Raw genomic sequence first — 13,411 nt, 5'->3', positions numbered from 1 at the left:
CATTTATGAATTTTGTTCTAACTTGTTTTTCTTCTCAATGCGCTCACGATCACTTTTGTTTAGTATCTTTTTGCGCAATCGAATTGATTCTGGAGTAACCTCACAGTACTCGTCATCATTCAAATACTCAAGTGCTTCTTCAAGAGTCATTACACGAGCCTTCTTCATTGATACGGTGTTATCTTTTCCAGACGAACGCATGTTTGTCAGTTGTTTCACTTTCGTCAAGTTTACCGTTATGTCATTTTCACGATTGTGTTCTCCAACAATCATGCCTTCATAAATCTCAGTACCCGGTTCAACGAAAATCGTTCCACGATCTTCTACGTTGATAATTCCGTATTGTGAAGATTTACCTGATTCCATAGAAACGAGTACGCCCGCTCTACGACCACCAATTTTGGATTGAATGACTGGCTGATAGCTATCAAATGTATGATTTAAAATACCATAACCTCTTGTTAAGGTAAGGAATTCTGTCGTATATCCAATTAGACCACGTGCTGGCACTAAGAATTCAAGACGAACTTGGCCATTACCATGATTGACCATGTTAACCATTTCACCTTTTCGCTCGCCTAGTGACTCCATAATCGCTCCAGTATGGTCTTCAGGTACGTCAATTTGAACGCGCTCTACAGGTTCACATTTTTGCCCATCAATTTCACGGATGATTACGATAGGTTTAGAAACCTGTAGCTCGAACCCTTCTCTTCTCATATTTTCTATGAGGATTGATAAGTGTAATTCACCTCTACCTGAAACTGTCCAAACATCCGGTGAATCCGTATTATCAACGCGTAAACTAACATCTGTCTCTAATTGCGCTCTCAAACGCTCTTCAATCTTACGACTAGTTACGTACTTACCTTCTCGGCCTGCAAACGGACTGTTGTTCACTAGGAATGTCATTTGAATAGTAGGCTCATCAATACGTAAGATTGGAAGGGGATCTTGGTGATTTTCAGGACATACTGTTTCCCCTACATTAATTTCTTCCATTCCTGAAACAGCAATCAAATCTCCAGAAACTGCTTCATTGATCTCAACTCGTTTAAGACCTAGGAATCCAAACAATTTAGTTACACGGAAATTCTTCACACTACCGTCCAACTTCATAAGCGCTACACTTTGTCCTACTTTAATCTTTCCTCTAAATACTCGACCGATCCCAATTCGCCCTAAATAATCGTTATAGTCAAGCAACGCTACTTGAAATTGTAAAGGTTCTTCGCTTGTATCTACAGGTGCAGGGATGTGTTCTAGAATTGAATTGAAGATTGCCGTCATATCTTCATCTTGATTGTCTGGCTCAGGATCTTCACTTGCCGTTCCATTGAGGGCGGATGCATATACGACAGGAAATTCCAATTGATCGTCGTCTGCGCCTAGCTCGATAAATAAATCGAGGACCTCATCAACAACTTCTGAAGGACGAGCAAACGGACGGTCTATCTTATTAACCACAACGATTGGAGTAAGCTTTTGTTCTAGTGCTTTCTTAAGTACGAATCTTGTTTGAGGCATACAGCCTTCATATGCATCTACAAGCAAAAGAACACCATCAACCATTTTCATGATTCGTTCTACTTCTCCACCGAAGTCAGCATGTCCAGGTGTATCCATGATGTTAATACGTTTATCGTTATAGTTAATCGCTGTGTTCTTAGCGAGAATCGTAATTCCGCGTTCTTTTTCTAAGTCGTTAGAATCCATAGCACGTTCACTGACTTGTTCGTTATCACGGAACGTTCCGGATTGATGTAACATTTGGTCCACCAATGTTGTTTTTCCGTGGTCTACGTGGGCAATAATGGCTATGTTTCTGATCTCTTCTCGAAGATTCAATTAAATCTCTCCTTAAAATGTGAGTCCAAATTAAATTTGAACCTCATGATGGTTATCACATATCAAATTTCAACTTTTCTATTATAACACAAAATGAAATCTTTTTCTTTCTTTCATTTTTCGATACACTACATATAGGAGGTAAGTCTATGAACATGAAATCATTAATCTTTATTTTAATATCTATATCTGTCACTTTATGTATTGCATTAATCGGTGTTGCCATTGGCGAACAAAGCCTTACTTTAGCTATTCTTGCTCTAGTTGGTGTATTTATCCTAATGGGCTTAGGTTTCACGTTAAAGAAAAAATTTAGAGAAAATAACCAATAGGAAGACTAGATACAAATATGCTTATTCAAACATGAAAACAGGTCGATTCATTTATTGTGGATGAATCGACCTGTTCTGTTTTTTATCAGGATTTACTGTCATGCAGGTAATCTTTTAAAATGTGATGATGGAGACTAGTAGATCCTGCGAAAATGGAATTTTGGCCAAGTAGATTTAAAGGCGTTCCATCTAATGTAGAAATCGTTCCACCAACTTCTTCAATTAATATTTTTCCTGCTGCAAAATCCCAAGGCGATAGTCGCATTGTAATATAAGCATCCAGCCTACCAGCGGCAACAAATGCAAGCTCTATTGCAGCTGATCCATACGATCTTGTTCCTCTACATCCATCTACAATAGGAATTAGCTTTGATGGATTCATTAGTTTATTCTTAGTAATCCAAGTCGCGTTAATTGCAATAAGAGACTTTTCGAGTTCAACTTCGGAAAGTTTGGATAATGGATAATCATTTAAGAATGCACCACTACCCGCTATTGCATGAAACATTTCATCATTTACCACGCTGTAAATAATTCCAACTTTTCCGACCCCTTCATGATAAACACCAATTGAGATCGCAAAGTTTGTTTGTTGATGAACAAAGTTCATTGTTCCATCAATTGGATCAATGATCCAAACCGTACCTTCTAAAGAATTGACATCATCTCCACTTCCTTCTTCACCTAGTATTTGGTGATCTGGATGATGTTTTCTAATATTATCTATGAAATATCTTTCCACATCTTTATCCATGTTCGTAACTAAATCATCAGCATTAGATTTTGTTTCGATCGTTAATTGCTTTTTAAACGACTCTCGAATAATCGACCCGGCTTGATATGCCCAATCCATCGCTTGATCGCATATGATTTCCCAATTATTAGACACCGTGTCACTCCCTTATGTATTTTAGTCACAAAAAACGAACCCCTCAAAGTGTAGGTTCGTTCTATCCAATTTATACTATTATGTCTCTAATTGTAACATTTCTTGTCTTAGACGTTCTAATTTTTTCTTTGACCTTTTGATTTGTTCTGGGTTTTTTTCTACGAGTGCATCGTGTAGAGTTGCCAATTCATAATCAATCTCTAATCGAAGAACTGGGATTCGTCGCTCCGCCTCTGTATTTTTTAGCGTTTGAATCACTTGTTTCATGGTAACTCACACTCCTTTTCTTTTTTTGCTTGCTTCACGCTTGTATTATCATACTATTCAGAATATTTAATTAAATATTCCATCATTATTTCTTATTACGGTGTTCTAGTCACGTTTGGTCTAGATCGAAATGAATTTTGATATCATACTTCGCTGTGGTAAACTCTACTTAACTTTTGATTGAGGTGAAACGCATGAATTTCAATGGCTTTTCAAAAAAAGATTTTAATGTATTCAACATACAAGGCTTAGATGCAAGGATGGAAGGCATTCAAGATCATATACGACCTAAACTAGAACAACTTGGTGAGTACTTTACTCCATCTCTTTCAGCAGCCACTGGAGAAGAAATGTTTTACCACACGGCGAAGCATGCTCGGAGAACAGTAAATCCTCCTGATGATACTTGGGTTGCTTTCTCGACGAGTAATCGTGGGTATAAGAAACATCCCCACTTTCAAATCGGGTTATTTGAGAGTCACCTGTTCGTATGGTTTGCGGTCATTTATGAATCTCCAATTAAACAGGACTTTGCTGAAGAATTGCAGAAACACCAGAGTGACATTTTAAATGAAATTCCTAAACATTTTGTTTGGTCCATTGATCATACAAAGCCTGAATCCATTCCACATGAGAAAGTTGATAAAGAAAGATTTTCTGAAATGACTACTCGCTTGAAAAACATTAAGAAAGCTGAACTACTTTGTGGCATTCACATTCCGAAAAATGACCAAAGACTAAAAGACGGAGAAGCATTACTTTCAGTAATAGATCAGACTTTCAACACACTTTTACCTTTATATCGATATGCGCAAAATGCTTACGCTTCAAGCTGATCCATTTAAAGTTAATGTATTATATTAACGTAATGAATCATACGTATAGGTATTTATCATCACATTTGAAATAATTCTTCAATCCAACCTATCTTATAATCTTTAAAGTTAATGAAAAGAGCTGCCATATATGGAAATGGTAGCTCTTTTCATTATATTTACTTTCGTTCATTTCAATTATCGTCTATCTTTCAAACTTACCCTTTACAAGCTCCATTTACTTCTTATTCGATTTCCTTCAGAAAATATTCGATCGAATAACTCCTGAACAGATGGCACATCATTAATCCGTCCCATCACTTGACCTGCCCAGCCAAACCCTTCATTAATCATCCCTTTGTTCGCAAAGGCTTGGTTCGCCGTTCCAGAAATATAAGTTTTGATTGCTTCATAGGTAGGTGTTACATTTTCAATTTTCACAATTTGCTCTGCCCATTCATTTTGAACCACTCTACCTGGTGCACCTATCGATTTTTTTATCAGCATCGTATCCGTTTCATTCCCTTTGACTAATGCTTGTTGATAAGATGGGTGTGCATGTGTACATTCTTTGGTCGCAATGAAACGCGTCCCCATTTCAATCCCTTCCGCTCCTAGAGCTAAAGCTGCCATTAGACCTCTTCCATCTCCTATTCCCCCAGAGGCGACTACAGGTATAGAGATATGATCAACAACTTGAGGTGTCAAGACCATTGTGCTTACGTCGTCTTTGCCAATATGTCCTCCGCCCTCTTGACCTACTACCATGACTGCATCTGCACCTAATTGTTCAGCCTTAATAGCTTGCCTTTTAGAAGCGACAAGGACAAGCTTCTTAATAGCTGTGCCTTTAAGTTGTTCGAATACTGGTGTAGGGTTCCCACCCGTCATAGAAATGACTGGTACCTTCTCATCAATTGCAACTTGTAACATATCTTCAAATGGTCGACCATGCTGACCGATTGCATAATTTACTCCAAAAGGTTTGTTTGTCAACTTCTTGACTGCTCGTATTTCTTCTCTTAATGATTCTGGAGAGGGTAAGGACATCGCTGTAATTTGTCCAAGACCCCCTGCATTTGATACAGCTGCTGCTAATTCAGAATAAGCTAAGTAAGCCAACCCACCTTGAATAATTGGATATTCAATTTCTAATAATGACGTAAGACGTGTTTCCCAATTCATACTCTCACTCCAAACGCTTAAAGATTTTATGTACAATGCAGGTACATAGGAAAGTTTCAAAAAAAATCACTTGCAACCATCCATAAATTTGATATACTTTGTTTTGTTTTATCATTCTATCATATCGATGTCATAACGATTATTTTAATTAAATGAGGTGTACCTATTGTCTCAAAATGAAACACCATTATTTACTGGTCTATTGAATCATGCAAAAAGAAATCCAATTCAATTTCATATACCAGGGCATAAAAAAGGAAGAGGTATGGACCCCGAATTTAGAGACTTCATTGGGGATAACGCCTTATCTATCGATTTAATAAATATCGGTCCATTAGATGATCTACATCATCCACATGGCATGATTAAAGAGGCACAGCAGCTTGCAGCAGAAGCTTTCGGGGCTGATTACACATATTTTTCAGTACAAGGCACAAGTGGAGCCATTATGACGATGATTCTTGCGGTCTGCAAACCTGGCGAAAAAATCCTTGTCCCTAGAAATGTTCATAAATCTGTGATGTCAGCCATTATTTTTTCAGGGGCAGTTCCTGTTTTCATTCACCCGGATATCGATCCTTATCTTGGTATATCACATGGTATTACAACTCAATCTGTGTCGAAAGCACTTGAACAGCACCCTGATGCGAAAGGATTGCTTGTGATCAACCCGACATACTTTGGCATCAGTGCTGATTTAAAAGAAATTGTGAGCTTAGCACATACTTATCATATTCCTGTTCTTGTTGATGAAGCTCATGGGGTACACATCCATTTCCATGATCGACTACCTTTATCTGCTATGCAAGCAGGAGCAGATATGGCAGCCACAAGTGTGCATAAACTTGGAGGTTCGTTGACACAAAGTTCAATATTAAACGTTAGAGGTTCTCTTGTTTCACCTGAACGAGTTCAATCTATTCTAAGTATGATGACAACTACTTCAACCTCTTACATCTTACTTGCTTCACTTGACGTAGCAAGAAGGAGATTAGCAACCCAAGGGTACGAATTAGCAGAACAGTCCATTCATTTAGCCGAATTTGCAAGAAGGCAAATCAATGAAATACCTAACATTCATTGTATCGGACAAGAAATCTTAGGTACTCAAGCGACCTATGATTATGATCCGACTAAATTAATCATTTCAGTGAAAGAATTGAATATTACAGGGTATGATGTTGAGTTGTGGTTAAGAGAACAACATAATATTGAAGTTGAGCTTTCTGACCTATATAACATTCTGTGCATTATAACAGCTGGAGATTGTGAAGAAGAAGTACTCTTATTAATAAAGGCTTTAGATCAGCTTTCCAAATTACACAAGCAACCTATCGAAAGCTCTGAGAAAGCAATACCAGTTAGCGTTCCGAGTATTCCTGTCCTGTCATTATCACCGAGAGATGCGTTTTACGCCGACACTGAGAGTATTCCTTTTGAAGAGTCAGTCGGTCGTATTATAGCAGAGTTTGTTATGGTTTACCCTCCAGGAATCCCGATCTTTATCCCAGGGGAAATTATTACACAAGAAAATATTGACTATATTTTCGAAAATATTAACGCAGGTTTACCAGTACAAGGACCTGAAGATGAAACTTTACAAATGATTCAGGTCATTAAAGAGCACAAACCTATTCTTTAACTTGATCAAATGAATTCACCAAAAAGACCGTCCCTTCATCGGAACGGTCTTTTTGCATTTAGGTTATACTTATTTTTTTAGATTTTTCCTTTTACGTTTACATTCCGGACAGTTTGCATATAGAGTCGTTACCTTATTGACTTCAAAGTGTTCAATAGTCGTATCACATGTTTGACAGATTAACGTTCCCATTTCTATCCCTCTCTCCCGCTTAAAATGTAAGCGCTATTATTATTGTTAACACCATAATATGATGTCACATTTAAATTGTCAAGGTTAATTTGTATGTCATAATTATGATTATTAGGTTTTTATCAGTAATACAAAAAAGTAGCAAACCCAACTCTGTTACAACTCCTAATACATTTTAGTAAATGCTCTTGGGAGTGATTAGAATTATCTGAGTTTGCTACATTTAGGATCAATCATATTGTTCAGCAATTGGAGAGAACGGAATTGATTCTTCAAAGAAAGACGACAGTTCTTCTGCCTCCTTCTTTGATTGAATATTAAACGCTTTTTGAATACTGTCTGTGTTCTTCAAATCGGTTGCATCCAATAATGCGGAGCGCCCGGTTTGCATGCATACGACGAGCGGTTTCCCAAAGAACATGTTCGTAAAAACAATACCGAAATCATAACGAACGTGTTCAGTTGTAAATCCAACAAACCTAACTTTAACCGTCTCATCTTCATCATATAGTTTGTCAAAAAGGTCCATACCACGCCCTCCTTCTGAATTTTTAGAATATTATAATTAATTATACTCAGTTCGTTGAGATTTAACAACGTATTCGACAAAATAATCGTTTTCATTTCTATGACATATTTTGCAAACATAAACTACAAATTAAATCTTAGTACAATTCTGTCAATTTCTTCATCCAAATGATATATTGAATATAATTAAACATTTAGGTGACTGGAGTGAACCGACTTGTCTAGAAGTGCGTATGTGAAGCTTGTAGAAAAATCAAAACAGCAAGCGATTACACTTGAAGAGGTTGAGAAATTAATTGAGTATTATCAAGAAATCACAACCAAAACTGGGGATCAATTAAGTTGGGAATACGGAGCTGCAGCGTTCCCTTACAAGGTCGAGTATCATGAAAAGGATTCACAAAAGTTTTATCTATTAAAAGGAATAGAAGCAGATTATCAATACATAATTGTTGGACTTTCTAATGCACGAGGAAAAGACAACGATGAACAGATACAAATCGTTCTCCCTGAAGGATCTACCCATGGAGATAAAGGTAAAGCAAATGAATTTTGTAAGTTTCTTGCTAAGCAGTTAAGTGGTGAACTCCATTTATTTAATGGGAGAATCATGTATTATTACAAACGTTGATATAGCTAATTTGAAAGATAAAAAGTAGGGCTGGTAAAAGGTCAATGATATTGACTAGCTACCAGCCCTTTATTGATTTCCTCTAATTATTTACCAGTAATAATTTGATCAGGGTTTACGAAGGAATACCCTTTTGCACGTAGGCCTTTAACTATCTCAACTAATGCTTCATTTGTCCATGTGCGGTCATGCATTAATAGGATGGCTCCATCCGTCAGTAAAGGGGTATTAACCATAATATCTGCAATACTACTACTCGTCTGATATTCCTTTTCCCAGTCATATCCATAAGTCCAGTTCATAAAAATCATTTCCTGTTCTTTCATTAATTCTTTTGAGAAATCCGTATTAACTCCAAATGGCGCTCTGAAGAAAGCAGGTGCTTCTCCAGTTACGGATTCTATCTCTTCTGAAAGTTGGACGATCTCAACCCTTTGTTTTTCTTCTGATAATTTTGAGAGGTTTGAATGACTCATTGTATGGTTACCAATTTCAAAGCCTAAATCATATATTTCCTTTACAACTTCTTTCTCTTTTTCAGTGTCCATAAAGTGTCCATTCACAAAGAAAATGGCTGGCACATTCAAGTCTTTCAGCTTTTTGGCCATTTCAAGTGCGTGCTGATCAGGTGCATCATCAATCGTTAATAATACTGTTTTCTTTTCAGAATCTGTCTCCATTTCTGTTTTTAAAGTCCAATTTGCAGGGTGTACAGTATATTGGACAGTTTGATCTTCAGCAGCAGGGTCTTCTTCGCTGTCTTTTTCTTCGTCATGACTCCCTGAACCTTCATCATTTTCATCTTCCTCAGGTGATTCCTTTTCGGAATGAACCGTATCTGTATTTTCTGATTGCTCTTTCTTTTTCTCTTTAGATTGATCTGTGGTCTGTGGGCCACACCCTGCAATTAAGACGACCAACAAAAGTAATAGTATTTTTTTCATGGTGACTCCCCTTTTATCTAATTGTCTTTATTTAGTGTAAATTGACTATAAATGTATTTAAAGAGGCGAAACGCCTAAAAATAAGTATAAATTGGTTACATAGGTACAAAATAGGGTAAACCTAAATTGCATTAGTATAATTAGACTATCAAAATCCTTGAAAGTTCATAGTACTTTTCAGTACAATGGAAAACGTGTTTAAAAATTAATAAAAATTGAAAGGAGAAGATTAATGAAGAAGTTTACTACAGTATTCATTATATCGTTTATTATTTCAGTAATCTTCATAGCCTGGGGCGTTATTTCTCCAGAAGGATTACAGGAAAAGACTGGAGCGATACAAGGATTCCTTCAAAAGAAATTTGGTTGGTTCTACCTTCTGTCTGCTACAGCATTCTTGATTTTCTCCATCTACCTCATTTTCAGTAGATATGGGAAAATTAAACTTGGTAAAGATGACGATGAGCCAGACTACAATTTGATTACCTGGTTTGCAATGTTATTTAGTGCAGGTATGGGTATTGGACTTGTGTTCTGGGGTGTCGCTGAACCTCTATTCCATTATTATGACCCACCTTCAGGTAATGGAGAAACTGTCGAATCTGCTCGTGCATCGATACGTTATGCATTTTTCCACTGGGGATTACACCCTTGGGGCATTTATACGGTTATTGGTCTAGCATTAGCATATTTCAAATTCCGCAAAGGTGCACCTGGTTTAATTAGCGCGATTTTCAGACCATTATTAGGTGACCGAGTTAACGGACCTATAGGAATTATGATTGATGTAATTGCGGTATTCGCTACAGTATTTGGTGTCGCAACGTCACTAGGTTTTGGAGCAGCTCAAATTAGTGGTGGATTATCCTATGTATTCACTGGTATTGAGAACACAAAAATGACGCAACTGATCATAATCGCAACAGTTACCGTACTATTTACGATATCTGCTTCAACAGGATTAAACAAAGGTATTAAATACTTAAGTAACGTAAATATCGTACTAGCGATAGGACTGATGTTCTTCCTCCTATTTGCTGGTCCTACGAATTTCATTATGGACGTGTTTACACAAACGTTAGGTTCTTACATTCAAAACCTTCCTAGTATGAGTTTTACGCTTGGACCATATAGTGAGACGAAACAAGGATGGATTCAATCTTGGACAGTTTTCTATTGGGCTTGGTGGATTGCATGGGCTCCATTCGTTGGTATGTTCATTGCCCGTGTTTCTAAAGGACGTACGATAAGAGAATTCGTATTAGGTGTTCTACTCGTTCCTACTATTTTCGGCGGTCTTTGGTTCTCTGTATTTGGTGGTTCAGCTATCTTTAAAGAGCGTATGGAAGGAACTGCTTTATACTCACTCATGACCGACCAAGGAACTGAGGTAGCATTGTTCTCATTACTAGAACAATTCCCTCTAGGTTCTATTATGTCTGTAATCGCAATTCTGTTGATCAGTACATTCTTTATTACTTCAGCAGATTCCGCAACATTCGTATTAGGTATGCAAACAACGAACGGTAGTTTAAACCCTTCAAATTATATTAAATTTATCTGGGGTGGTGTCGTAGCTGCATCTGCTGCAATTCTTCTTTATTCAGGCGGATTGCAAGCCTTACAGACAGCTTCTATTATAGCCGCATTCCCGTTCACCTTTATTATGATCTTCATTGTCTTTGCCATCATGAAGGCGCTAAAGGCGGATTATAAATCATATAAGAAATAGATATGAATGAAGAGGAGAGGCCATGCGCCTCTTCTTTTTTATTTGGCTTATTGTATAAAATGATGGAATACAAGATAACTACCAGCCCCTAGGAAGCTAGAAATCCCAGAATGAACTTTTGGACTTTTCAAAAACACGCCGAAAAGATATCCAAAATAGCAGAAAACACCTAATAAAATATATTCGAATATAGAAGGATCACGATGAGATAAATAAGTAACCAAAGCATAAAAGCTCCAAATAATCAGTTGAACAGACGATAAAATCAACGCGATATACATATTCCTCTCCTTTCCCTAACCTTCACTACCTATTTATATGTTCATTACAAAGTTGTTACGACCACAATAATTCCCCTTTTTCGTTTCAATCCTGTAACATTTTATTTACGAATCAACAACGAACAAAGAATACTCCGAATTTCATGTTAAACTCTTTTAGTACATGTCACACACCAAATGAAAGAAGTGAACTTCCATGAAATTCAGGTCAATTGGAATTCTTTCTATTACTCTTATTTCAATACTTAGTATTTTGAGTAGTTGTCAACTACAATCGGCAGATGAGAACTCACCAGCAAATCTGGACACTGAGGAAATACATACATTTGTTTTCTCTTCAAAAAATAAACAAGATGATGAACGTATTTATTACGATGCACTCTTAGCTTTGCAAAAGAAATATCCTAATAAACTTGATTCAATTAAAGTGATCCAGAAAAGCAACGATCATTTAATAAGACGTTATAAAGTCAGCATATTTCCTACTATTATTGTTTTGAATGGGAAGGAAGAAATTGCTCGCCTTGAAGGTAAGAGGAAGGTTTCGGTCATACAAAAACATCTGGAAAAAGCGTATTCGAATTAAAAGCATGCATTGAAGAAGACCGTCATAAGAGACGAGTCTTTTTTTTGGGGTTATTTTCCGACCTTGACTAGTACATCAAAAAATCCCCATCGGAAGATTATCCGATGGGGATTTTTGATGTTATGTTACTTTACAATGTGAACGGGTAGGCCGATTGCCACTTCAGCTGCTTCCATTGTAATTTCACCAAGAGTTGGGTGGGCATGTATAGTCATTGCAATATCTTCAGCAGTCATTCCTGCTTCTATTGCAAGACCTAGCTCTGCAATCATGTCAGATGCATTAGGACCTGCGATTTGTGCACCGATCACTAAACCATCTTCTTTACGTGTAATAAGCTTCATAAAGCCTTCTGCGTCGTTTAATGACAGCGCGCGACCATTTGCACCGAATGGGAATTTAGATGCTACTACGTCGAATCCAGCTTCCTTAGCTTCTGCTTCAGAATATCCAACACTCGCTAGTTCTGGATCACTAAATACGACTGCTGGGATTGCAAGGTAGTCAATTTCAGCCGCTTCGCCTGAAATTGCCTCTGCAGCTATCTTACCTTCATAAGAGGCCTTATGAGCAAGTGCTGGACCTTCAACAATATCTCCAATTGCATAAAGACCTTCAACAGACGTTTGAGCCTTTTTGTCAATTTCAATCAAGCCACGATCTGTCATCTTCACACCAATTTGCTCAAGACCAAGTTCCTCGGTGTTAGGTTTACGTCCAACGGTAACGAGTACGTAATCCGCATCAAATGACTTCTCTTCGCCTTTTACTTCAGCCGTAACTTTCACACCATCTTTAGATTCATCTACGCCTTTAGCCATAGCATCCGTGATGATTTCTACACCTTTTTTCTTAAGTCGACGAGATACGAGCGTGCTCATTTGCTTTTCAAATCCAGGAAGAATTTGCTTTCCGCCTTCAAGAATTGTTACTTCTGTACCTAAGTTAGCATAAGCAGTACCAAGCTCAATACCGATATAGCCTCCACCGATCACTACCATTTTCTTAGGAACCTCAGTTAAAGCAAGAGCACCCGTTGAAGAAATCACACGATCACTCCATTTGAAAGATGGAAGCTCGATTGGACTTGAACCAGTTGCTAGGATACAATTTTTGAACTTATACGTTTGAGAAGTGTATTCATCCTTTGTTACACGTACAGTGTTCGTATCAGAGAAATAAGCTTCTCCTTTAACGATATCGACCTTATTGCCTTTTAGAAGTCCTTCAACTCCGCCAGTCAATTTTTTCACGATACCAGCTTTCCATTCTTGGACCTTACTCATGTCAACTTTTACATTTTCAGCGGTAATTCCCATGTCATCAGAATGTTGAGCATGTTCGAATCGGTGACTTGCATTAATCACTGCTTTTGATGGAATACATCCAACGTTTAAACAAACACCACCGATTTCTCCTTTTTCAACGATTGTCACTTTTTGTCCCATTTGCGCAGCACGAATTGCCGCTACATATCCTCCGGGACCTGAACCTACGACAAGTGTATCAATTTCTTCTGCAAAATCTCCAACTACCATT

15 protein-coding genes are annotated in these 13,411 nt (G+C 37.5%); 6 read left to right on the top strand and 9 right to left on the bottom strand.

Features of this window, described 5'->3' with window-relative positions:
- Window positions 1-3: 3 nt before the first annotated feature.
- The gene (typA, locus tag L2716_RS04380; protein WP_236332150.1) at window positions 4-1,848 is read right to left on the bottom strand and encodes a translational GTPase TypA; all 1,845 of its coding nucleotides are present in this window, start codon (window positions 1,846-1,848) and stop codon (window positions 4-6) included.
- Between the two features lie 149 nt (window positions 1,849-1,997).
- On the opposite strand from typA, the gene L2716_RS04375 reads away from it, so the two are divergent.
- Entirely contained in the window at window positions 1,998-2,180 is a 183-nt protein-coding gene (locus tag L2716_RS04375; RefSeq protein ID WP_236332148.1) for a DUF5325 family protein, read from the top strand.
- Between the two features lie 85 nt (window positions 2,181-2,265).
- Here the strand turns inward: L2716_RS04375 and L2716_RS04370 are convergent, their stop codons facing one another.
- Both L2716_RS04370 and L2716_RS04365 read right to left on the bottom strand, forming a co-directional pair.
- Window positions 2,266-3,033, bottom strand: a complete 768-nt coding sequence (locus tag L2716_RS04370) for an inositol monophosphatase family protein (RefSeq protein ID WP_236337791.1) — start codon at window positions 3,031-3,033, stop codon at window positions 2,266-2,268.
- 114 nt (window positions 3,034-3,147) lie between these two features.
- Window positions 3,148-3,336 carry a hypothetical protein gene (locus L2716_RS04365; protein ID WP_236332146.1) on the bottom strand — a complete coding sequence of 63 codons (189 nt, stop codon included), beginning with the start codon at window positions 3,334-3,336 and terminating at the stop codon, window positions 3,148-3,150.
- 194 nt (window positions 3,337-3,530) lie between these two features.
- Between L2716_RS04365 and L2716_RS04360 the strand changes: the two genes are divergently transcribed.
- The gene (locus L2716_RS04360; protein WP_236332144.1) at window positions 3,531-4,172 is read left to right on the top strand and encodes a YktB family protein; all 642 of its coding nucleotides are present in this window, start codon (window positions 3,531-3,533) and stop codon (window positions 4,170-4,172) included.
- Between the two features lie 204 nt (window positions 4,173-4,376).
- On the opposite strand, the gene L2716_RS04355 is transcribed toward L2716_RS04360, so the two are convergent.
- Window positions 4,377-5,366, bottom strand: a complete 990-nt coding sequence (locus L2716_RS04355; protein WP_329610126.1) for an NAD(P)H-dependent flavin oxidoreductase — start codon at window positions 5,364-5,366, stop codon at window positions 4,377-4,379.
- A 136-nt stretch (window positions 5,367-5,502) separates the two neighbouring features.
- On the opposite strand from L2716_RS04355, the gene L2716_RS04350 reads away from it, so the two are divergent.
- Entirely contained in the window at window positions 5,503-6,978 is a 1,476-nt protein-coding gene (locus tag L2716_RS04350) for an aminotransferase class I/II-fold pyridoxal phosphate-dependent enzyme (protein WP_236332140.1), read from the top strand.
- Between the two features lie 69 nt (window positions 6,979-7,047).
- On the opposite strand, the gene L2716_RS04345 is transcribed toward L2716_RS04350, so the two are convergent.
- Window positions 7,048-7,170 carry a GapA-binding peptide SR1P gene (locus tag L2716_RS04345; RefSeq protein WP_236332138.1) on the bottom strand — a complete coding sequence of 41 codons (123 nt, stop codon included), beginning with the start codon at window positions 7,168-7,170 and terminating at the stop codon, window positions 7,048-7,050.
- A gap of 229 nt (window positions 7,171-7,399) precedes the next feature.
- Window positions 7,400-7,699, bottom strand: coding sequence for a DUF3055 domain-containing protein (locus tag L2716_RS04340; RefSeq protein ID WP_236332137.1), 300 nt, complete (start codon window positions 7,697-7,699; stop codon window positions 7,400-7,402).
- A 216-nt stretch (window positions 7,700-7,915) separates the two neighbouring features.
- Between L2716_RS04340 and L2716_RS04335 the strand changes: the two genes are divergently transcribed.
- Window positions 7,916-8,329, top strand: coding sequence for a DUF1885 family protein (locus L2716_RS04335; RefSeq protein ID WP_236332135.1), 414 nt, complete (start codon window positions 7,916-7,918; stop codon window positions 8,327-8,329).
- 86 nt (window positions 8,330-8,415) lie between these two features.
- Here L2716_RS04335 and L2716_RS04330 read toward each other — a convergent pair whose 3' ends face one another.
- Entirely contained in the window at window positions 8,416-9,273 is an 858-nt protein-coding gene (locus L2716_RS04330; RefSeq protein ID WP_236332132.1) for a polysaccharide deacetylase family protein, read from the bottom strand.
- A 232-nt stretch (window positions 9,274-9,505) separates the two neighbouring features.
- Here L2716_RS04330 and L2716_RS04325 point away from each other — a divergent pair, with 232 nt between their 5' ends.
- The gene (locus L2716_RS04325; RefSeq protein WP_236332131.1) at window positions 9,506-11,005 is read left to right on the top strand and encodes a glycine betaine uptake BCCT transporter; all 1,500 of its coding nucleotides are present in this window, start codon (window positions 9,506-9,508) and stop codon (window positions 11,003-11,005) included.
- A gap of 47 nt (window positions 11,006-11,052) precedes the next feature.
- On the opposite strand, the gene L2716_RS04320 is transcribed toward L2716_RS04325, so the two are convergent.
- Window positions 11,053-11,286, bottom strand: a complete 234-nt coding sequence (locus L2716_RS04320; protein WP_236332129.1) for a hypothetical protein — start codon at window positions 11,284-11,286, stop codon at window positions 11,053-11,055.
- A gap of 196 nt (window positions 11,287-11,482) precedes the next feature.
- Between L2716_RS04320 and L2716_RS04315 the strand changes: the two genes are divergently transcribed.
- A complete protein-coding gene (locus L2716_RS04315; protein ID WP_236332127.1) occupies window positions 11,483-11,872 on the top strand; it encodes a thioredoxin domain-containing protein in 390 nt (129 codons plus the stop codon).
- A gap of 125 nt (window positions 11,873-11,997) precedes the next feature.
- Here L2716_RS04315 and lpdA read toward each other — a convergent pair whose 3' ends face one another.
- Window positions 11,998-13,410, bottom strand: a complete 1,413-nt coding sequence (gene lpdA, locus L2716_RS04310) for a dihydrolipoyl dehydrogenase (protein ID WP_236332125.1) — start codon at window positions 13,408-13,410, stop codon at window positions 11,998-12,000.
- Window position 13,411: the final 1 nt, after the last annotated feature.

The organism is Pseudalkalibacillus berkeleyi (assembly GCF_021608225.1).
Lineage (GTDB): Bacteria > Bacillota > Bacilli > Bacillales > Fictibacillaceae > Pseudalkalibacillus > Pseudalkalibacillus berkeleyi.
This window is presented reverse-complemented; position numbering and strand designations above follow the sequence as displayed.

Bases quoted from the DNA above. Each gene is read 5' to 3' on its own strand.
- L2716_RS04320 (WP_236332129.1), bottom strand. From the start codon at position 11,286: ATGTATATCGCGTTGATTTTATCGTCTGTTCAACTGATTATTTGGAGC.
- L2716_RS04315 (WP_236332127.1), top strand. From the start codon at position 11,483: ATGAAATTCAGGTCAATTGGAATTCTTTCTATTACTCTTATTTCAATA.
- L2716_RS04330 (WP_236332132.1), bottom strand. From the start codon at position 9,273: ATGAAAAAAATACTATTACTTTTGTTGGTCGTCTTAATTGCAGGGTGT.
- L2716_RS04345 (WP_236332138.1), bottom strand. From the start codon at position 7,170: ATGGGAACGTTAATCTGTCAAACATGTGATACGACTATTGAACACTTT.
- L2716_RS04365 (WP_236332146.1), bottom strand. From the start codon at position 3,336: ATGAAACAAGTGATTCAAACGCTAAAAAATACAGAGGCGGAGCGACGA.
- lpdA (WP_236332125.1), bottom strand. From the start codon at position 13,410: ATGGTAGTTGGAGATTTTGCAGAAGAAATTGATACACTTGTCGTAGGT.
- L2716_RS04340 (WP_236332137.1), bottom strand. From the start codon at position 7,699: ATGGACCTTTTTGACAAACTATATGATGAAGATGAGACGGTTAAAGTT.
- L2716_RS04325 (WP_236332131.1), top strand. From the start codon at position 9,506: ATGAAGAAGTTTACTACAGTATTCATTATATCGTTTATTATTTCAGTA.
- L2716_RS04360 (WP_236332144.1), top strand. From the start codon at position 3,531: ATGAATTTCAATGGCTTTTCAAAAAAAGATTTTAATGTATTCAACATA.
- L2716_RS04370 (WP_236337791.1), bottom strand. From the start codon at position 3,033: ATGGATTGGGCATATCAAGCCGGGTCGATTATTCGAGAGTCGTTTAAA.
- L2716_RS04375 (WP_236332148.1), top strand. From the start codon at position 1,998: ATGAACATGAAATCATTAATCTTTATTTTAATATCTATATCTGTCACT.